Origin of the sequence: Legionella gratiana (assembly GCF_001467695.1) — a bacterium.
GTDB classification, from domain to species: Bacteria; Pseudomonadota; Gammaproteobacteria; order Legionellales; family Legionellaceae; genus Legionella; species Legionella gratiana.
This window is the reverse complement of sequence record NZ_LNYE01000029.1, coordinates 59,966-83,874: the sequence shown is the minus strand read 5'-3', so window position 1 is coordinate 83,874 and position 23,909 is coordinate 59,966. Positions and strand designations below refer to the sequence as shown.

Here is a 23,909-nt window from a genome sequence, read left to right as displayed (position 1 = left end):
AAAAGTATAAACCCAGTTTCAACCTTTTTACAGAGAATTAATTAATAACTTTAATGTTGTGAAGAAAACTATTCCATTTTAAAGGATTCTTTATAAGCAAAAGAAGTCTCTAGCGGAGAACGGCTGGCAATAAAAGCGCCTAACAACGTAATGCTGCATCCAATCAACGAAAGAAGTGAGGGGTGTTCATGCAACACTACAAATCCCATTAAAGTAGATACAATAGGAAGTGCATATAACGTAATTGCTGCTTTAGAAGCAGATAAATATTTTAATGCATACCCCCAAGCCAGATAAGCAAGAGCTGCAGGGAAAATCCCCATATAGACAACTGCTACAGTAGTCTGTACATGGGCAATCTTAATTTGTTGAAGTAAATCAGGTAAAAAAATAACCAACAATAAAGTTCCACCCCACATGATCCAAGAAATAATTGCAACTGGATGATAAACACGTACAAATTGCTTTTGCACAATGGTTAAAATAGCTCCCATTAAAGCGGAAACCAAAATCGCTAAGACCCCATGTCGCATTCCTGGAACCGAACTCTCACCGAGAGTCAATAATACCAAACCTAGTACACTAATTAAGATACCATACCAAACATGACGCTTTAGCTTTTCCTGTAAAAAGATAAATGATAAAACTACAGTCATAATCGGCATTAAACCAATCACAAAGCTGGCAATACCCGCTGAAACACTAAGCTCGCCATAATTTAAACAAATATTATAAATGCCTATCCCAGCCATTCCTGTGATAAGCAACTGGACACGATCTTTCCAAGAAACTCGTTTTTTTATGCCTAAACTATAGTAAATAATTAACAGACAAAGTGATGCAATCATAAACCGTAATAGTGCCAGTGCTCCTGGAGAATAATCCGTTAATCCTATTCGTATTCCAATAAATGCCGAAGCCCACAAAACAATCACAATAATAACAACGGAGAACACTTTGAAAGTCTGCATCACTACATCCATACAAAATAAATGTACCTATTTTAGCAGAAATTAGAGTAACCGTTGCTACTTTTAAAACCAGAAAAACTTGCGGCACTGAACAATCAAATGAAAACAATACCATTTCCAAAAATGAAAGATAAAAAAGCAAGCCCAGCAACGATGCTGGTTACAACCAATACATAAATAGGTATGCCAATACTAGGTGCAAGAGAAGGAGGAATAAATGAAGTTTATTTTTTGAAACATAAAGTCCCATAGCAATCAATTTGCAAAAAATCTTGGCATTTGCTTTTTTATAAACTACTTTTAAATAAGGGCCTACAGAGGATAATTTGATGGATGACCCTTTTTCTGCGCTAAAAACAGCACTAGAATCTGCATTTCATTCCGTCCCGATGAGAAACGGTAAATACACTTATCCTGAAATTCAACATTTGAAAGAAGCCTGCGTGAATTACCATATGGATAAAAGAGTAACGTTCATTCATTTGGTCAAAGCAATAGGTGCAGCATTACCACACTTTGAGAAATTAAGAATTAATTTCGAAGCCGTCAAAACCTCGATTGATTTAATGGCAGCAGATCACCAAATGGCCCGCGTCAATTGGGATAAATTTCTGCATCATTCTAGGATTTCATCAAGGTTTGCATTCAATGCCTTTGCTGTGAAGCAACAAGATGTCGAACTTATCTCATGGTTAAGTACCCAATCAGGAAAAGCGTTCACGCAATTTTCGTCTAGTGAACAAACTCTTATCTTAATTGCACACAGAGAGCACCTTGGATTTAGTCAAAAATTAAGGGCTCATTTAGAAAAAGATCCCGAATTTTTATCACGTTTGATTATGAAATCAGAAAGTGATTTCATCAAAATTGCAAATACACGTCTCATTCTTTACTTAACTGATGAACAAATCGCGAGCGCAATAATCAAGTACTTACCTAATTTACGACAGGAGCATCCAAATGCATTCATGCAAGTAGAACAATTAGTGGATAAAGTTAATGAAATATTATCTAACGGACGTTCTATTTCTACTCTCCTACGTAATGCAGAAGCCAAAGCAATTTTGGACCGTTCTGAATTTTTTCGCATCTATCAAACTGATGAATATAAAAATCGCCAACAACCACCCATATTTACAGCCGAAAATGAAAATTTGAAGCCTAAATTTTAAATAATATCCGAAAATTCTGCGCCGTCTGCAGATTACTGAAGAATCAAGTGATGTTAATGAAACTCTATATCCCGCGAGTAAACCGGCGTTGTTGCAGATTTATAAAATCTGCTTTTTAAATTTCGGGGATGTAAAAAAGATATAAAAAATATGGCGTTACGAACCTAAACGGTATAATTTCTGTTCGTCGAAAAAAAGGAGTTTACCCATGACTAAAAAAGTCTATAGAGTTCGTAACTGGTCGGAGTATAACAAAGGATTAGTATCTCGTGGAAGTCTTACTGTATGGTTTAATAAAGAGCATATAAGAAGTGCTGAAGGCACGCATGGAAATCAAGCCTATTCTAATTCACTTATTCTTTGTGCATTAACGCTAAGACAACTATTTCATTTGCCTTACAGAGCGACCGAAGGTTTTTTACGCTCCTTAATTCAACTCAATCAGTTAGAAATCCAGGCGCCAGATTATAGTACTTTATGTCGTAGAGCAAAGGACTTAAAGCTTGTTTTTCCTCCTCAACATAATGCTGCAGTGCAAAGAAATAAAATTAAGAAAAACCCCGCACTTATTCCTCGCGATGAGCTGCTCATAAAGCTTAATTCAGAGACTTGGATTATGTGCAATTACGGATGCAATTTGAACTATAATTTACCATAGACTATCGTTTTACACAGAGTTCCTATGAAAAAGAAAATAGAAACAAAGCTTAAAAAAGCATTATTTTTTAAAGAATATTCTCATCTATTAAAACGCTTAGTACAAATTTCTGAAGAAGATTTAAAAAATGATCAATTACCGGAGCCTTTAAAGCATGCTTATGCATACCTTGCTCGGCGAGAAATAGGGGCCAATGCATCCTATATGTCATATGGTTTATTCCGCAGTATAGATCCAGTAGATCACAAGGGAGGCGTATATAGTCGAGAAGGTTGTTTAGCTAAAACAATAACTATAGGTAAGAAAAAATTTAAAGTTGTTCCAATTGATGAATATGATTTAAAAGAAATAGAACAGTTTTTAGATTTAAAAAAGATAAAACATATCGATCCTAAGTCTAATTACGAGGAAAATGATAAAGGTTATTATTATAAATCGGATTTACATTATGATAATTTTGTCCATTTTGAAAAAAAAATCTTATGTGATTTACTAGGAGAAGGAAATAAAAATGCACCTTTTATTGGCTTAGCTTATATTAATAATACACCTGTATTCATTATGAATGACGAGTTTGATAAAAAAAACAACATGTTTGGTCAATATACTGGCTTTACTATGTTGGCATCGAATGCAAGTAAATTCTTTTTTAACCTAGCGAGATGTTATAATTCTCCAAAAGATTTTATAGATAAAGAGTTGAATTTGAATTTTAACGCTCTGTATGCCGATGAATCTAGCAGCAAGAATTTTGAAGATGATCCGTATGAAAAAATTAAACAGTTAAAAGAAAATCCTTCGATTGTAGCATTATTAAAATACACTACAGATTATCGAGGCCTTATTGCAAACAAATGGCTAAATACAATTAAACTTCTAGAAAATAATATCGATAAAGAGTTGTTTGATAAAAATAAAAAAGTAATTTTACAGTTAATCAACTTATTAGAAAAAGAGATTACCAAAGCATTTGAACATTCAAAAGAAGACCCTGTTAGATTTGAGTATTTTTTTGAAAATGCATCTCAATTGCTCTACCATTTATTTCAATTTACAAATAAGGATGCGTTATACCATGACTATTTACAAGAACTAAAAAAAATTACATGTCCACAAGGTGATGTAGACTTTGCTCTAAAAAATTCCTGTATGAACGCGATTTTATCTGCTACTTATTATGCTCATGAGCAATTTCAAAAAATAAATGAATGTAAATTAAATGATCCAATAATGTTAGCAGAATACCAACAAGTAATTGACGGTGAATTAGATAAGATACAACAAAAAATCAAAACATTAGAGTTATCTTATCCCTCAGAATCTTTAGATTCTCAAAAAGAATATTCGACATTAACTGAAACAAAAAATTGTATTCTAAAAAATAAAGAAAAATGGATTACTGAAGAATTGGAAACATTGAGAAAAATTGCAGGAGGAGGCTCTCCTGATGTGGATTTTTATTCTTATGATGAAAACGATGATGATATTATTACTTCTTTAAAAGAAATCACTAAAGAACACAGTAATAAATTTTTAATAACTTATGAATTTGATAATTCTTTTTATTTTGAAGTCAGACAGGCGGAATTATCTGCATGGAAAAATTCGGATAAAAATCACATTATTTATGTAGCCCCTGTTTCTGAGTACTATCAAGATGTGGACGTTATAAAGCAAATTATTTATAAGTTAACGGATGGTTATGATAAGGAAGAGATTCCTCCCACTCAGAAATTTTATGTCGTTGTGGATGAAACACTAAAAAAAGATCCAGGAATTGTGCAGAAAATTTTTGATGAATTTCCCGAGCAATGTATCGGTGTAAGTATCGTTAATTCCTATAATAAATCAACAATGTATAAACGAGCACCTGCAGGCTTTGTCATGCATTGTAAAAAAGCAGTCTCCGAAAAATTAAAACATGAAGATGTAATCCATCAACAAGATTTTTACTTATCTACTTTGATTGACCATTACGTTGAATTAAAATCGGGTTACGAATTTGAAAAAAGATTAAAAGAAAATCAATCATTAGTAAAATTTTTTCTAACTAATCCCAAACAACCCAATTCACAACTGGAAGATTATCCATTATTTTTGCGCTCTCGATTATTACATGATCCTGAAGACTTGCCTATAAAAAAAGAAATAAATCGATATAAAATTCGCGATAGTTTTAATTTTTTATACCCAAGTTCTGCAAGTTTTAATAATGTTAAAATGAATGATGGTACTAAATTATATGATCGTCGCGCATCCATGGGAGCCATTCGTTCAGGACAATGTTTGCACCAGCTAGCACATTTCTATTTTCGTGGTAAGAAACGTGGCGAGCTTTATCCAGCAATCCAAGAAGCAGTAAACAATATTTTAAATCAGAAAGAAGTTAATCTTACAGATGCAAAAATTGTATTACTTGCCATCGTGCGTGGTTTAGAGTTAGGGGTGAAAGAGGAAGATATTCCCAAACTCAATCAACAGCTAAAAACAAGCTTGGAACAATTTCCCGAAGATGTAAAAAAACATATTAACTTTGTACTCACTGGAGTGGACGAAAGAGATAAAGACAGTAAGTTATATCGATTTTTCCATCATAATAAAGTACATTCAGAGTTAGAAGCCAAAGAACAACAAGAAAGACCCGGCGCGCCTAATTAAAAATGGACTCTTTTGGACCTTTCTTAATTTCAGCCAGACCTTTCTATTCGATATCAGATTATAAATAAAATGAATACATTAGGACTACCTAAAAGTGTGGCTGATTTTTAAGCAGCCCCTTAAGGGGCTAGCGGAGCTTTTATAGATGCAACAACGCCGAGTAAACCGCAGGATATAGAAAAGAGAGAGCGCTCTGGGGCTTGGTACTCTACTAGAAATAAATTCCTAATCCAATAAACCTAAAGATTTAACAGTATCACGTTCTTGTCTTAACTCATCTAAGGTTTTGTTAAACATGTCTCGGCCATAATCATTAAAGCTCAATCCTTCAACAACACTCAATTGATTTTGCTGACGACGGCAAGGGAATGAAAAAATCAATCCTTCATCAACACCGTACTCACCTTGAGAGCAACGGCACATGGAGAATGACTCTCCTGCAGGAGTATCATTCACTAAATGATTCACACCTGTAATAATAGCATTTGCAGCAGATGCAGCAGAAGAAGAACCACGTGCTTTGATTACCGCCGCACCACGCTGTTGTACTGTAGCAACAAAAGTATCCTTCAACCATGACTCATCAATCACTTGTGCAGCAGAGACACCCTTGATCTTTGCATTATAAAAATCAGGATATTGGGTAGAAGAATGGTTACCCCAAATGGTCATTTGAGTCACAGCAGTGATATCAACATTTGCTTTTTTAGCTAATTGAGTCCGTGATCGTAACTCATCCAAAGTAGTCATCGCGTAAAAACGATCATTGGGTACATCTTTAGCATGGTGCATGGCAATCAAGCAGTTTGTATTGCAAGGATTACCTACTACAAACACACGCACATCATCACTTGCATGATCATTAATTGCCTGGCCTTGTTTGGTAAATATTCCGCCATTAATTTGCAATAAATCCGAACGTTCCATTCCTTGTTTACGAGGAATAGAGCCCACTAATAAAGCCCAATTTACCCCATCCATTGCTTTATTCATATCCGCAGTACATACCACCCGCTTTAATAAGGGAAAAGCACAATCATCAAGCTCCATAGCAACTCCTTCCAAAGAAGGAAGAGCAGCTTCAAGCTCAAGTAAATTCAATTCGACTTCTGTATTTGCACCAAACATTTGCCCAGAAGCGATTCGAAATAATAAAGCGTAACCAATTTGTCCGGCTGCCCCAGTAACAGCAACTCTTACTCGTTTATTCGCCATGTGATTTCCTTTTAATTTATTAAGTATAACATCTCAAATTCTTATTCTATTTATGAGAAAAGTAAAATAAATAATTACAATTTCTGTGATAAAATGCTCAATGTGATATAATTCGTTCAGCCCGAAGTTTAGTCTTAATTCTTTTGCGGAAAAACTTCAAATTGTAACCGAACGAAGTATACTATTGCATGTTCAAACAAGCCAGTCCAAAAAAATAATGATCTCTTTATCGTTGTACATTCATATTCCATGGTGCATTCGTAAATGTCCTTATTGCGATTTTAACTCACATAAAAGTCCTGAGACGTTACCTGAACAAAGTTATATTCAAGCGCTTATTGCTGACTTAAAAACCGATTTACAACGTTTTGAAACTCGAGAAATCTGTTCTATTTTCATTGGTGGCGGCACTCCCAGCTTACTCTCTGCCCAAGCCTATGAAACGTTATTCACTGAACTCAAATGCCTTTTGCCTTTTGCACAAGACATAGAGATCACCATGGAGGCTAATCCTGGCACTGTAGAACAACAGCGTTTTATGGATTACCGCCAATTAGGCATTAATCGACTTTCCTTAGGCATCCAAAGCTTCAATTCCAAACAGTTACATGCTTTAGGTCGCATTCATGATGGTCAACAAGCACATCGTGCCATTGAATCAGCACGAAATGCAGGTTTTACTAACCTAAATTTAGATATTATGCACGGCTTACCCCAACAAAGCATTGCCCAAGGAATAGAGGATTTACGCGCCGCATTAGCCCACCAACCAGAGCATTTATCCTGGTATCAATTAACCTTAGAGCCCAATACCGTATTTTACAAAAAAAAACCTACGCTACCCTCCGAAGATGAAGCTTATCTCTTGGAAGAAGAAGGATTAGCATTGCTCAAGGCAGCGGGTTTTGAACGCTATGAAATTTCTGCCTTTACTCAGGCAAATCATCAGTCCCAACATAATTTAAATTACTGGCTATTTGGTGATTACTTAGGCATAGGTGCAGGAGCTCATGGCAAGATCAGCACTGAAAATGGAATATTAAGAACGCGAAAACATCGTCAACCCAAAGAATATTTAGACCCCAAAAAATCCTTTTTAGCACACATAGAAACCGTAAATGCAAAAGATCTTCTCTTTGAATTTATGCTCAATACAACACGTCTTGAACAAACGATTCCCTTAGAACTATTTACACAAACCACGGGACTGGCATTCACCGAACTACTCCCTAAACTCAAAATAGCCGAAAAGAAAAAATTAATTACCTTGACAGAAACACACTGGCAAGTCACCCCTTTAGGTAGACGTTATACAAATGATCTTCAAGCACTATACTTATAACTTAAAAGCAATTTAAAATTCTTCTCATTTGAACCCCTAAAATGATGAAATCTTTTTAAGTCAAATTGAAGTCACTTGCTTGTCAATAAAGATTCATTAATAATTAAATAATTACCGAAAAAGGAGCGAGCAGTGGTATTGTTTATATTCTTGGTAGTTCTTGGCTATTTAATGGGCTCTATTTGCTCTGCGGTTATTGTCTGCAAAGCCTGTTCTCTTCCTGATCCGCGCACAGAAGGTTCTAAAAATCCTGGTACAACTAATGTATTACGGTTGGCAGGAAAACAATATGCCGCATTAGTTATGGCTGCCGATCTTCTCAAAGGTACTATTCCAGTAGTTATCGCTAAAATTCTAGGTGCTGATCCAGTAACAGTAAGTTTTACTGCTTTAGCTGCAGTACTTGGACATATGTATCCTATTTTCTTTCAATTTAAAGGAGGTAAAGGAGTTGCAACCGCAATAGGTGCTTTATTAGGTTTGCATTTTCTTGTTGGTATTTTTGTTGTTGCAACCTGGTTATTAGTAGCTAAACTCTCGCGTTACTCTTCTTTAGCATCGATAACATCTATTGGTTTGGCACCTTTATATTCGCTATTACTGATCCAACACCTGGACGTTTTCCTACCCATTTTCGCTATAGCTTTACTTATCCTTTATAAACACAAAGATAACATTAACCGTCTCATCGATGGTAAGGAATCCAAAATCAAACTAAAACCCAATGTTATTGAAAAAATCATGGAGGGAACACATAAAGCACCCATACATCATCATAAGAAAGAACAAACGGTAGTAGCAGAAATTGAAATAGAAACGGTGACAATTACAGAAGCAATCGTCGAAACACCTAAAACAAAAAAAGTAGAAAAAACAACTAAAACAATGAATAAAAATGAGGACACATCTGAAAAGAAAGCAAGAACAACTAAAAGGCCTGCTCCATCAAAACCCAGAACCAAGAAGCAAACGGACGAATAATCATAATAATAGGGTATAAATTTGATGCTATAAAATTCATGCCAATGGCCATCTTGCCCTAACTTCTATTCCTGAACTTAAGTCCCTTTCTCCTCTTAGCATCCGTAGGTATCCTGCGTAAGCAATCATTGCTCCATTGTCAGTACAGTATTCTAAAGCTGGAAAATAAATTGTCCCACCGATGCTTTGAATCCATTCCTGCAAGCCTATACGTAATGACTTATTTGCTCCGACACCACCTGCAACCACTAATTGCTTGCATGAAGACTCTTGGAGCGCTCTTTTACATTTAATCATTAGCGTATCGACAACAGCTTGTTGGAATGCTTTAGCAATTTCCAAGCGTGCACGCTCATCTTTTGCACTTTGATTCCAAGTATTTAATGCATATGTTTTTAAGCCACTGAAACTAAAATCAAGTCCTGGTCGGTCTGTCATAGGTCTTGGAAAATGATAAGGAGTTGACTCGCACTGATCTGCAAGTGCCGCCAATACTGGTCCTCCTGGATAAGGAATTCCCATAAGTTTTGCAGTTTTATCAAAAGCTTCACCTACTGCATCGTCCATAGTATCCCCAAGTAACCGATATACACCGAGATCGTTAACTTCGATTAATTGACAATGTCCACCTGATACTAAAAGAGCAATAAAAGGAAATCCAAGAGATGGCGTTTCCATTTTTGCTGCTAACACATGTGCTTCCAAATGGTGAATACCCAACGCTGGAATCTGTAACGCATAGGCCAAACTTTTTGCAAAACAAGAGCCCACGAGTAAAGCCCCTATTAAACCAGGCCCTGCTGTATAGGCAATCCCATCTAAAGCATTCTTATCAAGCCCCGTCTGTTGCAGAACTTTATCAACTAAAGGAATCAAGTAATTTATATGATCACGTGAAGCAAGCTCAGGTACCACGCCCCCATACATCCGATGTGTCTCAATTTGGGAATGCAAAGCATGCGCTAACAAACCAGTTTCTGAATCGTAAAGAGCTACACCAGTTTCATCACAAGAAGATTCAATTCCTAAAACAAACATAAAAACCTAATCCAAATCCAAAGATTAAAGCAAATTTATAATTGTAACACATTAATTATGAGAGGAGACGTCTATCATCTCTCTTGGAAGATCAAAAAAGGACTTTTATGATTAAATAGATACTTAAGATATACTAAGAATTAATAAAATTTATCTATTTAAAACTTGACGACCGCTTCAACTAGCACTAGAATTGCCCACCTATTAAGTCAAATAACCAGAGGACTAATTAATGCCTACCGTTCGCGTCAAAGAAGGCGAAAACCCAGAATATGCATTGCGTCGTTTTAAGCGCTCTTGTGAAAAGGCCGGTATTCTAACTGAATTACGTCGCCGTGAATTTTATGAAAAACCAACTGCTGAGCGCAAACGCAAACAAGCTGCTGCAGTAAAACGTCATTTAAAGAAAATTTCTCGTGACGCTTCTGCAAGACAACAAGGTTCAAAACGCCGACGTAAATAGGATTTACTCTGTCCTGTATTTTTTACTAAGGTCACATATACTTCGCGTAGTCACAATAAATTGACTAAGGTGGCGTATTGAATGTGGCCTTTTCGTTTTTTTTAAGGAATTAAAAATGACTATTAAAGAACGTCTCAATAATGACATTAAAGATGCAATGCGTGCTAAAGATAAAGAACTGTTATCCACATTACGTTTAATTACTGCTGCGGTAAAACAAGTTGAAGTCGATGAACGAATTGAAGTTGATGACGAACGTATGTTGATGATTTTGGATAAGATGAGTAAACAACGTAAAGAATCCATAGCACAATATGAAAAAGCAAATCGCAATGATTTAGTAGCACAAGAACAATTTGAGCTGAATGTCTTAAAGAACTATTTGCCTGAGCCATTATCCGCAGCAGAAATCGAAAAAATGATCCATGATGCCATGGTCGAAACTGGCGCCACAAAAATGGCAGACATGGGTAAAGTCATGGCTTTGTTAAAGCCAAGTTTACAAGGACGTGCTGATATGGCACAGGTTAGTGGATTGATTAAGGCTAAATTAAGTTAAGGAGCCTTATGTCTGGCTTAATCCCTCAGCCATTCATTGATGATCTCCTACAACGCACGGATCTGGTTGAACTTATTGACAGTTATGTTCCCTTAAAAAAAAGAGGGAACAGCCATGTTGCATGCTGTCCTTTTCATAATGAAAAATCCCCTTCTTTTAATGTTGTTGCCAGAAAACAGTTTTATCATTGTTTTGGCTGCGGTGCTTCAGGAAATGCAATTAGTTTTGTAATGAATTATTTCCATCAGGGATTTGTTGATGCCGTTGAAACCCTCGCGACACGCATTGGTTTAATGATTCCTCGAGAAAAGCAAACAGAAAAAGAGAATACATCCCGCGATCTTTATAAGCTATTGGCAGCAGTGAGTCTTTATTATCGAAAAAAATTAAAGTATGAAGGAGAGCTTGCCATTAATTATTTACGCGATCGGGGTTTAAGTGGAGAAGTAGCAAAGCTTTATCAATTAGGCTTTGCAACAGAAGGATGGCATCACTTGGAAAAAGCATTTCCTCGCAATCAACGTGAACTGATTGCAACAGGCATGCTTATTAAAAATGAAGAAGGGAAAATTTATGATCGCTACCGTAATCGCATTATGTTCCCTATCCATGATCGTCATGGACGTATTATTGGCTTTGGTGGACGCGTCCTAGATACGGAACAAAAACCCAAATACCTGAACTCTCCAGAAACTGTAATTTTTCAAAAAAGCCGAGAACTTTATGGGTTACATCAAATTCTAAGTCAACAAAAATCAATAGATTATATAATTATTGTTGAGGGTTATATGGACGTCATTGCTCTGGTCCAGCATGGAATCACCAACGTTGTAGCCACATTAGGCACAGCAACGAGCACCTATCATATTCAGTTACTGAGCAAACATACTCAATCTCTAATTTTTTGCTTCGATGGAGATAATGCAGGAAAACAAGCCGCATGGCGTGGACTTGAAAGCTGCCTTCCACATTTGAATCTAGGTTTGGATGTCAGTTTTATGTTTTTACCGGATGAGCATGACCCAGATAGTCTGGTCAGAAAGGAGGGGAAAGAACGGTTTTTAAATCGAATAAAACAAGCCATTCCTCTAAATCGCTTCTTCTTTGATAATTTGGCAAAAGATCTGAATCTGCTCAGACCAGCAGGAAAAACTCAATTAATTAATCTGGCCAAGCCTTTTTTACAAAAGATGAGTGAAGGATCATACAAGCAAATACTCATAGAAGATCTCGCACGCCTGACTCATATTGAACCTCATAGACTCAATCAGCTCATTGCAAATCAATCTAAGAATCCTTCTCAAGACCCCATAATGACGATTACCCGCACACCTATGCGTATTGCAGTAGCTCTTTTACTACAGCATCCAGAAATTTATGCGCAAAGTATGTCGCAAATGAATCTTGATCTCTTCGATGCCGAAGAGCATGAAATACTGCTTCAACTCTTAAGCCAATTAACCATAAATCCAAAAGCCAATACCGCGACACTGATTGAAGCGTGGCGAAATCATCCTTATTTTGATTTTATCAATAAATTAGCGGCATGGGATCATCAAGTACCTGAACCGGAATTGGTCAAAGAGTTTATAGATATTATACTTTTTTTACAAAAACAAAACCAAGAATTGACTATACGCCAACTCATTAATAAATCACGCCAACATGGTTTAAGCGAAGCAGAAAAAATAAAATTACAAGAAATGTTAAAAGAAAGACATGCTTAATTGAGCCAACACCTCCCCATAATAAGCAGACTTTTAGTGCAGAAAATAAGAGAACTCAAAAAAAGCAATGAAAAATTACTGGTATGTTGCTGTTAGCCAGTTTATAATTATAAGATTTTGTAATCCTAAAAAAACAATCAAAACTCAATCAACAGCCTTAACGCTATGGGTTGAGTTGTTTTTTTAGGATTTTTTCCAATTGTCCCTAGAGAAGTGCCTATGACCATAAATGATCAAGAACAGCAAAGCTCACAGATAACCAAAGTCATTAGCCTAGGAAAAGAGCAGGGTTATTTGACTTACAGTCAAATCAATGACTTACTGCCGAATATAGTCGACACGGAACATTTTGATGTCATTATCAGCATGTTGGAAGGCATGAACATCAAAGTATTTGAACTACCACCAGGTGATGATGAGCTAGCGCTATTGCTGAATACTGAAGAAGTACCTGATATTGAAGAAGCGGCTATGGTACTCGCCTCCGTGGACAAGGAAACCGGTCGAACTACAGATCCTGTACGCATGTATATGCGTGAAATGGGTACAGTAGAATTATTGACTCGCGAGGGTGAAATCCGGATTGCTAAGCGGATTGAAGAAGGCATCTATCAAGTGCTTAAGTCTTTGGCTCATTACCCAGAAACAGTACAACTTGTTCTTGATGATTATGAACGCTTCAATGCCCAAGAAATTCGTCTTAATGAAATTATTAGCGGCTTTGCTGATGTTGAAGAGGAAATAGCCCCTGCTTCAAGTATTGGTTCTATGCTCGACGAAGAGCAGCAAGAAGAAATTCTTCTCTCTGACGATGAAGATGAAGACGGAGATGGTGAAGGAAGCATGGGTGAAGTTGACGATGGTCCTAACCCCGAACAAGCAAAAGCTTACTTTGATGATTTACGGGAAACTTATGAAGCAGCCGTAGTTGCATTAAAAGAACACGGCAGAACCCATGCTAAAACCATTAAAACATTAGATGTAATGTCGGAATCCTTTTTAAAGCTTAAGCTCACCTCAAGACAAGTAGATCGCTTAACCCGCCATTTCCGCCAATTACGCAATCACATTAGAGAACATGAACGCGGCATTATGCGTCTTTGCATTGAAAAAGCACGTATTCCAAGAAAATTATTTATAGATACCTTCCCTGGCCAAGAAACTGATCTTGAGTGGTTGAACTCAATTATTGCGAAATACAGCAAAAAGCTTGATATGGCACGTATTCAGGACAATACAGAAGAGATTTTACGCATTCAATCCCGATTAGTTGCGTTCGAATTAGAATATGGCTTATCAATTTCTGAAATTAAAGAAATTAACCGTAAAATGTCTATTGGCGAAGCGAAGGCACGTCGCGCCAAAAAGGAAATGGTTGAAGCGAATTTACGTCTAGTAATTTCTATAGCCAAAAAATACACCAACCGTGGCCTGCAATTTCTTGATTTAATTCAAGAAGGAAATATAGGATTAATGAAAGCCGTAGATAAGTTTGAATACCGTCGCGGCTATAAATTCTCTACTTATGCTACATGGTGGATTAGACAAGCAATTACTCGCTCTATTGCTGATCAGGCACGTACCATTCGTATACCGGTACATATGATCGAGACCATTAACAAACTCAATCGAATTTCCCGACAAATCCTACAAGAGACAGGACGTGAAGCGACTCCAGAAGAACTCGCCGAAAAAATGGAATTGAGCGAAGACAAGATTCGCAAAGTCTTAAAGATTGCTAAAGAACCAATTTCCATGGAAACTCCGGTTGGCGATGATGATGACTCACACTTAGGTGATTTTATTGAAGACAATAACATTGAATCTCCTATCGACATGGCTACTGCCGAAGGATTACGCGAAGCGACTTTGGAAATTTTGGAAACGCTGACGCCACGGGAAGCTAAAGTACTGCGCATGCGTTTTGGTATCGAAATGAATACTGACCATACTCTGGAAGAAGTAGGAAAACAATTTGACGTAACTCGCGAACGAATTCGTCAAATTGAAGCCAAAGCACTACGCAAACTACGCCATCCATCGCGCTCCGAGAAACTAAGAAGTTTCCTCGAAGGCGACGAAGGCTAAGCTCATCAGTTCAAAATGGGGATAAAGAGAACAATGAGTCTCTTATCCTCATCATTTTTAAAAATGAAGATAAGAATAGCTAAAAAATCACAAAAAAAACTAGCACATTAAACAAATTAAGTTTAAAATGACACCCTCTCCGGGCCCATAGCTCAGTTGGTCAGAGCAGCGGACTCATAATCCGTTGGTCCTAGGTTCAAGTCCTAGTGGGCCCACCAATTTAGACCTTTAAAATCAATAACTTACGTTGATTACCTGTTTTAACACAAAAGTCCTTGCGTGACTTTTGCGTGACCTAGATCACGCACTTACAAACTTACGTGACTTTCCCTTAGAGTATTTTGACTGGCAGGTCTACTCTTTGGGTTTCGCAATAACGTTAATATCACTCCACTTTTACGATTCTCACAAATCTTATTCGCAGCTTGATATAAACTTTGCAACTCAGCTGAGGAATAGTGAGTTGTAATCCTACCTGAACGATGCCCAAGTAAATCTTGCCTGTCTTCAAAACTTACCCCTGCAGCTCTCAATCGTCTGCCAAAGGTATGCTTTAAATCATGCACTCTTACTTCAGGCAATTTCGCCTTTTCTCTAGCCTGTCGCCAACCAGTCGATAACATACGACTTAATGGTCGGCCTTTAAAACTAAAGACATGAGTAGGATGTTTACCTCTCTCCCCTTCTATCACTTCCCGAACTGTTTCGTTACAAACAATCAGCCGTTCCTCTCCGTTTTTGACCAGTTCACCTGGTACAATAAAAACGATGATGTGTGGCAATTCTGGAATTTGTATTTCCCAATCCCAGCGCAATTCACATATTTCACGATCTCGACACCCTGTATTTACGGCAAACAAAGCCATATTTTTCAGATGTTCAGGTAACTGCTGAAACAGCTTGTGCTGTTCATCCCAACTTAATGGATAAGGTTTTCTTAAATCTGGCTCAGGTAAAAGTTTTATCTTTGGCGCTGAGTTTAACCAGGTTAAACCGAATTCATCCATCCATTCACTAGCAGCTAAATTTAATATACGCCGAACAATCATCAAACCATGATTGATAGTTCTCGTGCTCACTTCATCCTTTCTTCGACCTTCAATAAAGGATTGCAAACTACCGATATGAATTGCTTCAATAGGCAAATCCCCGATGTACTTAACCACCTCTCGCAAACGACCAGCATCATCACTGATACTGCGTTTGTGTTGGTTTTCCATCAGAAATTTAGTAGCGGCTTCTTTGAATGTTCTTTTGGGGCGAACACCGTAGACTGTTGCAAGTCTTATCTCTTCGAGACGCCGTGCGAGATACTTTTCCGCCTCTTCGAGGTTGTCAGTACCAGTGCTTTCGCAAAGTCGTCGTCCGAAGACCTTTTTGTCAATACACCAGACGCTGCCACGCTTTTGCAGCCCTGGCGTTCTTTTTCGTCCCATAACTCCAAACTCCTACGTTCAACTGCCGCGGGACGACCACTACACTGTATATAATCGTCTACCCAGGCATCTAAATCAAGTCGATCAAAAGCAATACCCTGAGTTCCCATGGGAATCTCAACCAGATTTGGCCTTACATCTTTATTAAATCGATGGCGATCCATACCTACATAGGTAGGGGCATCTCTTAAACGAATTAATCGGGGGATTAGATGAATATTGCTCATGACTTCTCAACTCCTGTAACTCTCTCATATCATAACTACTCGATTCGAGTACTTATTAGAGCATAATGAGCACTTCACTGCAAATGTTTTTTAAGGCTATACCTATAAGAATTTTATTTGTACAATGTTTATCAAAATTTAATATAGGTAAGGTGACATCAAATGAGTTTACTGGAAAAACTAGAACACGCAGTAGGAAATGAGTATTTGATCAGCCACAAAGATTTATTGTTAGACACAAATCAAAACAATCAGAGGAAGACTAATTCTAATACAATAGTTTCTGTACAAAGACACCATCAGCCTGATAGCAATAAGATAGTAAATATAAAACAAGTTAATGAATAAGCTCATAGTAGTAGGGTCAGGAATAAAATCGATTTCCCATCTGACCGAAGAAACTAAACAGGTTATTCAAAGTGCTGATAAGGTACTCTACCTCGTTAATGAAGATAATCTAAAACAATGGATTCAACGAGAAGCAAAAAATTCTGAATCGTTGGATTCTATCTACTTTAGCAGTGAAAAACGGATTGAAGCATATCAGTTACTAACAAATCATATCATTGAAGAATATAAGAAGGTTTCAATTTTATGCGTGGTTTTTTACGGCCATCCTGCCGTTTTTGCAGATTCGGCGCTAAATGCCGTAATACAGATCAAAAAAAATGGCGGTGACGCTATCATATTACCTGCTGTTTCTGCTCAAGATTGTCTTTTTAGTGATCTTAAAATTGACCCTGGTAATCATGGATGCTTTTCAATCGAAGCTACCGAACTGGTATTATTTGAACGTCATATTGATATTCATTCACACTTGATTCTTTGGCAAGTAGCAAACTTCGGCAGAACAGACGGAAAGAAATCTAATAAGCTCTCAATTTTAAAAGATTACTTGTGCGAATATTTTTCAAAGGAATATACCATATGTTTATATGAAGCACCTTCCTTACCCACTCAGCAACCAAGAATAGAATGGATCACGCTTTCATATCTCGATAAATCCCTTATTAACCCGATAACAACTGTTTATGTTCCACCTTCAGGAAAAACAGAAATCAGTAGCAAATATTTAAAGTTACTTGAATTGAAAGTTGAAGATTTAGTTTAAAGCTAAATATTATGCTCTTCTTTATTGAATACTGAATAATTAAGATATCCACCATATAGACTATTATTGATATGTACCAATATAGAGATTTAGAATTATATTATTAGATCTTTGCAACTAGATAGAATTGACATGCAAAATGTTACATTAAAATTTAATGTTCTTGGTTATCATCTAAATGAGAATGATATAAATCCACTTTTAGATTTAGATAATCAGTCATATTGCAATGAAAGAAAGTGGATATGTGCTTTTTTTGAATTAGATTCATCAGAACTTTATAGGGCTTTGCTTGAGAGATATGTAGAAGCCTGCGATATAATGACAAATATAAGTGCTGGAACCACTCAAGAAAATATCCATACAAAATTAATTAGTACATTAAGTTCGGCAAAGAAAACTTTTTCGTTTGGGGAATACCTTGCGTGTATTGAGCTTTGTGCACTGCATGGAGAAATGTTAGCAAATTATCTATGCATTACTAGCAGTGATGAATTAATAAATAATATTGGTAACATGCAATCAAAGGATCAGATAAAAATTAGAAGTAGAGGAGATGCAAAATTAATTAACATTGCAAACAACCTAGACCAAAGTTTACGAATTCGCTGGCTTCAACATGCAAAAATAATCTCAGACACTGAAAGAAAAAATTTAATTGACGTACATAGGTTAAGAACTAATTATTTTCATCGCTGGTCAACAAAAACTCATAATCAAAAAAAAGATGCTTTGAAAGCTCTCGAGCAAATTTCAAATGTAAGTGCTAACTTTTTAGAGTTATTGGGCTCAGGTAGCAATATAAATGAGCATAATTTCAAAAGAGTCAAACAATACATGGAAATTGTTAAATATCCTAATCAAACAATAACAATTCCTCTCTCTCAGAATAAAATTTATAAACTTTTAATCAGTTTTTTAGCACATGTCAAAAAATATTTTACTAATATCGATAAACACTAACTAATTAATTAACTATTTTATAAACCATTCTTGCTTAATCTTACACAACCTCTAAATAACTTAGCGTCACTGGCAAATTGTACTGAGTCAGTACAATAAGAAAAAACAAATCGGTTATCTGTATCCCTTAAACCTTCAGAGCATAGAATACTGTGATTATTAGAAGATTTATAATGGTAAAAAGAAAATTCTGTTTTTTTACTCACATGGTAAAGTGGACTTCCAAACGCAGAACTATTATCGGCAGTAAATTCCGACTGATAAGCCAACAACACATTTTTTAGCATTTCCAGTTCACTATAAGCGCTGTTGCTTTGATTGGTTTTAAATGTATTAATCTTCGCAAAGGGGCACTGTAAGGGATAATAAACGCTATCAGACTGACCATTTAAGGTTGACGGCACCATTACGGTCGCTGTGTATTCTAAGTCATAACATTCATTATAAATTTTCTGAATCGTTTTAACGGGGAAGTATTGCTCATCAATTGCTGGCTTCACACCAATACCTGAGCCCATGCAAATATTAAAAATGTATTTTGCTGTATCCATGATGAATGGCGTAGGTCTGAAACGATTAATACTTTTGGCACTGAGAAATAAATCGTTACAGGAAGCATCATAAGTATTTTGCGTCAGCTTTTTCCTTAACGACTCCGAGAAATATAGTTTCAGCTTAAGCCATTTATCATTATGTTTGACTTCATTGATAAACTGCTCAGAAAAATAAAGAATCTCACTATGCCAATTATCGTTAGTATTTTTATCCTTCAATATCTCTTTGAATACCTGATAATGTTCATAAGGTGATTTGGGAGCCGGAACAGTAACATTAAAATATTTCTGGACTCTAGCATGTTTTCTTTTGCAACCGATATTCGGCAATAAAAAGGATGAAAGCGCGCCAGAAGAAACAGACAGCACATTGTTATCTACAGTCTGATCTTCATCAAAAATAACCTGCATATTAAAAATTGCACCAGGTCCCTGGACACAGTCTGGAAAGATGCGCTCATCTTCTCCAAAATAATGCCACTCACAAAATTTATCCAGTATTAAGCCCAAAGGCAGACTATTTTTACCATAGCCAAGATGATTGAATAACTCATTATCTGTGTGCTTGCTGTCAATCTTTTCCATTTGGCCGCTACTGGTTGGCAGATAGGCATGATTTTTAATACCAAAATGCTCACCAAATTTATAACGAGCTACAAAGAATGGTATTTTTTTGCCAGGTTTAATTTCTTCAATGACACGATATATCGATTCATTGACTGGTTTTACCTTATGTTTGATTTCATCCCATGAAACTTTAGTAATATTGTTCATTTCCCTAAGCACCATATAGCAATTAAACATCAATTATCCTTTCTTAAAAAGAAGGATAATTGAAGAAAGGGATTAAGTTTATCCATTTTTAATGGTAGAGTCACTTTCCAAAATAGTTTTAGGGAAAAAATTATGTTGTTATCAGAAAAAATGCCAAAAGGAATCATGCCCCTGTATTTAATACAGGCTTTTTCAACCTTTTCCTATGCGATTCTATATTCCTCATTGTCTCTGTTTCTCACTAAACAATTAGGATTGTCTAATACCTTTTCAAACAGCATTGTTGGGTTATTTCTAGCATTTAACTATGTTCTACATTTACTCGGTGGTGTGGTTGGTGGACGATTTTTAAGTAACCGATCCTTGTTTTTAATTACCACAGCCATACAAACCATTGGTATTTTACTTTTGGCACTATCAGTTAAGTCGCTGCTTTATCTTGGGCTGAGTTTATTTCTTGTTGGATGTGGCTTAAATACTACCGCATACAACAGCATACTGACACAACGCTTTGCATCGGATGATAACCGCAGAGATAAAGCCTTTTTCTTGAGCTATTCCAGCATGAACGTCGGCTTTTGCGCTGGCTACATTATCAGCGGTTTTTTTGATTACTCCAATCAGTATCAAACTCTGCTCTATGCCAGCATAATTCCAAACCTAATTACGCTTTTCCTTATGTGTAGCTATTGGTCAAACCTGAATGATCGCGATACTCCCTTACTCAAAGTTAAAAGTAAAGCTTCACTGAATTACAAAAAAACTATTGGTTGGGGAATTATATTATCAATTATCCCATTCACTTTGCTTTGTTTTCAAAAAGCACAGCTCAGTAATGGGGTTGTAGTAGGCCTCAGCATTATTATGTTTTTTGTAATTCTGTACCTTGGCTACCAACAAAAATCGACTTTAGATAAGCAAAAAATTATGACTTTTCTAATCCTAACAGTAACATCAATCCTATTCTGGATGATCTACTTCACAGGCCCAATGGGTGTAACCCTATTCATTAAAAATAATGTCGACAAACACCTGTTCCATTATGAAATGGCAACTCAATGGATTTTGAATATCAATGCCATTGTGATAATTATAGGCGCTCCGTTATTATCAATAGTGATAACACGACTACATGTAAAAGGATACAATGTATCAGTAACAAAACAATTTATCTGGGCCTTTCTGATACTTGCAGGTTCTTTCTTCTTGTTATCCGGCGGTATTCTCTCTGCCAATATGGATGGATATACTAGTGTTTATTGGGTGATGCTTCATTTTATCACGCAAGCAATTGCGGAGTTACTGATAGGACCCGTAGGCTACGCCATGATCGGCAGAATTTCCCCACCACAATTACAAGGCGTGTTCATGGGCACCTGGATGATGGTATCAGGTGTATCAGCATCTTTATCACATTACTTTTCCAATGCTATGACCCAAGGTGAGTCCACGAATCCATTGCTATCCAATGTCGATTACCTGCATGTGTTTAACCAGCTGGGTATGTGGGCACTATTGGGCGCGCTTTTCCTTTACTTGATCGCCAAAAGAATTAATCCTGTTATTGAACAGAAAACAGATTCGAAGTTATTAGAGGCAATAACAGCTGCGTAAAAGGGAATATTAAATGATAACAATTGATATAAAATAGATCAAAATTGCATTTTACCTCTGATCTTTTCTATGTAAAAAAACTAATTTTATCGATATCACAGCTATGGTTTACTGTCTTTCGACTGGACTATGCCGTAATAATATAAAAGTGAGGTCGTTACATGGAATGTTTTATCGAGGTTTTAGAGCCTGTTATTGATGTTAAGTTTCAATTAAAAAAAGACTCTCAGAAATATTTGATTGATTTTATTCTGTCTTACAGTGAATTGAACTGTAGAGAACTAGCTCAAATACTTGAAGCCAGCCCACTCGTGATCAGCCAAGTATTGACTGGAAAAGAGTTCTTAGGTCCTTCGAAGGCACACAACCTATTTCTTTATTTCACCATGCTAATTGGGCATTAGAACTTTATTTCTGTAAAACTAGATCTGTTCTATGGTTTTTAGATAACTTAAAGAACGAATCCATCCATCAAATAAATCAAGATTGGTACACTATGATCATAACATGACCAGTAAATTGATTATTCAAAATAAATTCATTAGCATAGGCCGGTTTTAAACCTTTTTAGCCTAATGTAATCTGGTTTTCATTGGCTATACTTGTTTTTATATTGCAAAAATAATCATAAGAGAAAAGCAATGAATGATAGGTGGTTATCGGTTGATGAAATTGGCGAATACCTCGGGGTTAAAAGAGATACTGTCTACAAATGGATTAATGAGAGAGGCATGCCTGCACATAAAATTGGGCGGCTTTGGAAGTTTAAAGTTTCTCAAGTTGATGATTGGATCGAAGCTGGAAGCATGCAGCAAACTGAAATGAATAATAATTAAGCGAGTGGCTCAATTAGCCAGGAAGTAAATATGGTCAACCAGAATCCGGAACAAATAGCCCGAGATGAAATAGATACCCTCCTTAAAAAAGCAGGTTGGGCTGTACAGGATAAGAAGAAGATCGACTTTTCTGCCACACTAGGCGTGGCTGTGCGTGAATATCAAACGGATGTTGGCCCTGCTGATTATGTGCTGTTTGTGGACAAAAAGGCAGTAGGTATCATTGAAGCCAAGCCAGAGTATTGGGGCGAAAAAATAACTACCGTTGAAGAGCAATCCTCTAATTATGCAAATGCGAAACTAAAGTGGGTCAACAACAACCAGCCATTGCGCTTTATATATGAAAGCACTGGGGTAATCACACGTTTTACCGATAACTTAGACCCGAATCCTCGTTCACGTGAAGTGTTTAATTTTCACTGCCCTGAAACATTATCTAAATGGATGCGTGAGAGCAAAAGCCTGCGTGGTCGCCTACAAGATTTCCCTCCATTGAAAACCGATGGCCTACGCGATTGCCAAATTACAGCAATCACTAATTTAGAGGCTTCGCTAAAGCAAGACAAACCTCGCGCATTAGTGCAAATGGCCACTGGATCTGGCAAAACTTTTACTGCCATCACTGCAAGCTATCGTTTGCTAAAAGAACCTGTGAGTGCTAATCGCATCCTGTTTCTGGTAGATACCAAAAACCTGGGGGAACAGGCAGAGCAGGAGTTCATGAGTTTTGTCCCCAATGACGATAACCGCAAGTTCACAGAGCTCTATACAGTGCAACGACTGAAAAACCAATACATAGCCAAAGATGCCCAGGTGTGCATCAGTACAATCCAGCGCATGTATTCCATTCTGAAAGATGAACCGCTTGATGAAGCTTTGGAAGAAGAAAACCCGGCGGAACAATACATCCGCCCGAAAGAGCCCTTACCAGTCGTTTATAATCGAAAAATTCCACCTGAGTTTTTCGATGTCATCATTATCGATGAATGTCACCGATCTATCTACAACTTATGGCGACAGGTACTGGAATACTTTGACGCTTATCTAGTAGGCTTGACCGCAACACCCGATAATCGAACCTACGGCTTCTTCCGTAAGAATGTAGTCAGCGAGTATGACCATGAAAAAGCAGTAGCTGATGGTGTTAACGTCGGTAATGAGATCTTTGTAATTGAAACTGAGAAAACCAAACAAGGTGGAAAAATTACCGCCAAACAACAGGTGGAAAAACGCGAACGCACCACCCGTCGTAAACGTTGGGAAACCCAGGATGAAGATGAAGCCTACACAAGTAAACAACTAGACCGGAACATCGTCAATCCTGACCAGATACGCACCGTAATCCGTACCTTTAAAGATGCTTTACCTTCTATTTTTCCTGGTCGCAAGGAAGTACCGAAGACTCTAGTTTTCGCCAAAACCGACAGCCATGCCGACGACATAATCCAGGTTGTGCGTGAAGAATTTGGCGAGAGTAATCAATTCTGCAAAAAAGTTACCTATCGTGTAGCTAATGACAAAA

Annotated in this window: 21 protein-coding genes and 1 tRNA gene; 17 read left to right on the top strand and 5 right to left on the bottom strand. The window is 36.9% G+C overall.

Annotated features, from left to right (window positions below; all coding sequences use genetic code 11):
- Positions 1–68: 68 nt before the first annotated feature.
- Positions 69–971: a DMT family transporter gene (locus Lgra_RS13325; protein WP_058499761.1), complete on the bottom strand. Its 903-nt coding sequence runs from the start codon at positions 969–971 to the stop codon at positions 69–71.
- A gap of 329 nt (positions 972–1,300) precedes the next feature.
- Here Lgra_RS13325 and Lgra_RS13320 point away from each other — a divergent pair, with 329 nt between their 5' ends.
- The 3 genes from Lgra_RS13320 (at position 1,301) to Lgra_RS13310 (ending at position 5,459) form a co-directional block, all read left to right on the top strand.
- Positions 1,301–2,143 carry a hypothetical protein gene (locus Lgra_RS13320; protein ID WP_058499760.1) on the top strand — a complete coding sequence of 281 codons (843 nt, stop codon included), beginning with the start codon at positions 1,301–1,303 and terminating at the stop codon, positions 2,141–2,143.
- Positions 2,144–2,351: 208 nt separating this feature from the next.
- Positions 2,352–2,801, top strand: coding sequence for an IS5/IS1182 family transposase (locus Lgra_RS13315; protein ID WP_058499759.1), 450 nt, complete (start codon positions 2,352–2,354; stop codon positions 2,799–2,801).
- A gap of 24 nt (positions 2,802–2,825) precedes the next feature.
- The gene (locus Lgra_RS13310) at positions 2,826–5,459 is read left to right on the top strand and encodes a hypothetical protein (protein ID WP_058499758.1); all 2,634 of its coding nucleotides are present in this window, start codon (positions 2,826–2,828) and stop codon (positions 5,457–5,459) included.
- A 225-nt stretch (positions 5,460–5,684) separates the two neighbouring features.
- Here the strand turns inward: Lgra_RS13310 and Lgra_RS13305 are convergent, their stop codons facing one another.
- Positions 5,685–6,674 (bottom strand): malate dehydrogenase, encoded by a 990-nt coding sequence (locus Lgra_RS13305; RefSeq protein ID WP_058499757.1) that lies wholly within the window; start codon positions 6,672–6,674, stop codon positions 5,685–5,687.
- Between the two features lie 217 nt (positions 6,675–6,891).
- On the opposite strand from Lgra_RS13305, the gene hemW reads away from it, so the two are divergent.
- A complete protein-coding gene (gene hemW / locus Lgra_RS13300) occupies positions 6,892–8,016 on the top strand; it encodes a radical SAM family heme chaperone HemW (RefSeq protein WP_058500330.1) in 1,125 nt (374 codons plus the stop codon).
- Between the two features lie 132 nt (positions 8,017–8,148).
- The gene (plsY, locus tag Lgra_RS13295) at positions 8,149–8,997 is read left to right on the top strand and encodes a glycerol-3-phosphate 1-O-acyltransferase PlsY (RefSeq protein ID WP_058499756.1); all 849 of its coding nucleotides are present in this window, start codon (positions 8,149–8,151) and stop codon (positions 8,995–8,997) included.
- A 36-nt stretch (positions 8,998–9,033) separates the two neighbouring features.
- Here plsY and tsaD read toward each other — a convergent pair whose 3' ends face one another.
- Complete coding sequence (tsaD, locus tag Lgra_RS13290) at positions 9,034–10,035, bottom strand: tRNA (adenosine(37)-N6)-threonylcarbamoyltransferase complex transferase subunit TsaD (protein ID WP_058499755.1); 1,002 nt, start codon at positions 10,033–10,035, stop codon at positions 9,034–9,036.
- A gap of 232 nt (positions 10,036–10,267) precedes the next feature.
- Here tsaD and rpsU point away from each other — a divergent pair, with 232 nt between their 5' ends.
- From rpsU to Lgra_RS13265, 5 genes are all read left to right on the top strand, one after another.
- The gene (gene rpsU / locus Lgra_RS13285; RefSeq protein ID WP_003634990.1) at positions 10,268–10,498 is read left to right on the top strand and encodes a 30S ribosomal protein S21; all 231 of its coding nucleotides are present in this window, start codon (positions 10,268–10,270) and stop codon (positions 10,496–10,498) included.
- Between the two features lie 115 nt (positions 10,499–10,613).
- Positions 10,614–11,057, top strand: a complete 444-nt coding sequence (locus Lgra_RS13280) for a GatB/YqeY domain-containing protein (RefSeq protein ID WP_058499754.1) — start codon at positions 10,614–10,616, stop codon at positions 11,055–11,057.
- An 8-nt stretch (positions 11,058–11,065) separates the two neighbouring features.
- Positions 11,066–12,784: a DNA primase gene (dnaG, locus tag Lgra_RS13275; protein ID WP_058499753.1), complete on the top strand. Its 1,719-nt coding sequence runs from the start codon at positions 11,066–11,068 to the stop codon at positions 12,782–12,784.
- Between the two features lie 219 nt (positions 12,785–13,003).
- On the top strand, positions 13,004–14,872 hold the full coding sequence (rpoD, locus tag Lgra_RS13270; protein ID WP_058499752.1) for an RNA polymerase sigma factor RpoD: 1,869 nt from the start codon (positions 13,004–13,006) through the stop codon (positions 14,870–14,872).
- A gap of 141 nt (positions 14,873–15,013) precedes the next feature.
- Positions 15,014–15,090: transfer RNA gene (locus tag Lgra_RS13265), tRNA-Ile, on the top strand.
- Between the two features lie 90 nt (positions 15,091–15,180).
- Here Lgra_RS13265 and Lgra_RS13260 read toward each other — a convergent pair.
- On the bottom strand, positions 15,181–16,308 hold the full coding sequence (locus tag Lgra_RS13260) for a tyrosine-type recombinase/integrase (RefSeq protein WP_238584452.1): 1,128 nt from the start codon (positions 16,306–16,308) through the stop codon (positions 15,181–15,183).
- A gap of 389 nt (positions 16,309–16,697) precedes the next feature.
- On the opposite strand from Lgra_RS13260, the gene Lgra_RS13250 reads away from it, so the two are divergent.
- From Lgra_RS13250 to Lgra_RS13240, 3 genes are all read left to right on the top strand, one after another.
- Positions 16,698–16,883 (top strand): hypothetical protein, encoded by a 186-nt coding sequence (locus Lgra_RS13250; RefSeq protein ID WP_058499749.1) that lies wholly within the window; start codon positions 16,698–16,700, stop codon positions 16,881–16,883.
- Positions 16,876–17,646, top strand: coding sequence for an SAM-dependent methyltransferase (locus Lgra_RS13245; protein WP_058499748.1), 771 nt, complete (start codon positions 16,876–16,878; stop codon positions 17,644–17,646). The genes Lgra_RS13250 and Lgra_RS13245 overlap by 8 nt, the downstream gene beginning before the upstream one ends.
- Before the next feature lie 132 nt (positions 17,647–17,778).
- A complete protein-coding gene (locus Lgra_RS13240) occupies positions 17,779–18,609 on the top strand; it encodes a hypothetical protein (protein ID WP_058499747.1) in 831 nt (276 codons plus the stop codon).
- A 17-nt stretch (positions 18,610–18,626) separates the two neighbouring features.
- Here Lgra_RS13240 and Lgra_RS13235 read toward each other — a convergent pair whose 3' ends face one another.
- Positions 18,627–19,937: a hypothetical protein gene (locus Lgra_RS13235; protein ID WP_058500329.1), complete on the bottom strand. Its 1,311-nt coding sequence runs from the start codon at positions 19,935–19,937 to the stop codon at positions 18,627–18,629.
- A 132-nt stretch (positions 19,938–20,069) separates the two neighbouring features.
- Here Lgra_RS13235 and Lgra_RS13230 point away from each other — a divergent pair, with 132 nt between their 5' ends.
- The 4 genes from Lgra_RS13230 to Lgra_RS17265 all read left to right on the top strand — a co-directional run.
- On the top strand, positions 20,070–21,551 hold the full coding sequence (locus Lgra_RS13230; protein ID WP_058499746.1) for a peptide MFS transporter: 1,482 nt from the start codon (positions 20,070–20,072) through the stop codon (positions 21,549–21,551).
- Between the two features lie 161 nt (positions 21,552–21,712).
- On the top strand, positions 21,713–21,955 hold the full coding sequence (locus Lgra_RS13225) for a hypothetical protein (RefSeq protein WP_058499745.1): 243 nt from the start codon (positions 21,713–21,715) through the stop codon (positions 21,953–21,955).
- A 237-nt stretch (positions 21,956–22,192) separates the two neighbouring features.
- The gene (mads1, locus tag Lgra_RS13220) at positions 22,193–22,387 is read left to right on the top strand and encodes a methylation-associated defense system helix-turn-helix domain-containing protein MAD1 (protein WP_058499744.1); all 195 of its coding nucleotides are present in this window, start codon (positions 22,193–22,195) and stop codon (positions 22,385–22,387) included.
- Between the two features lie 30 nt (positions 22,388–22,417).
- A partial coding sequence (locus Lgra_RS17265; RefSeq protein WP_157068276.1) for a DEAD/DEAH box helicase family protein occupies positions 22,418–23,909 on the top strand: 1,492 nt, incomplete at its 3' end.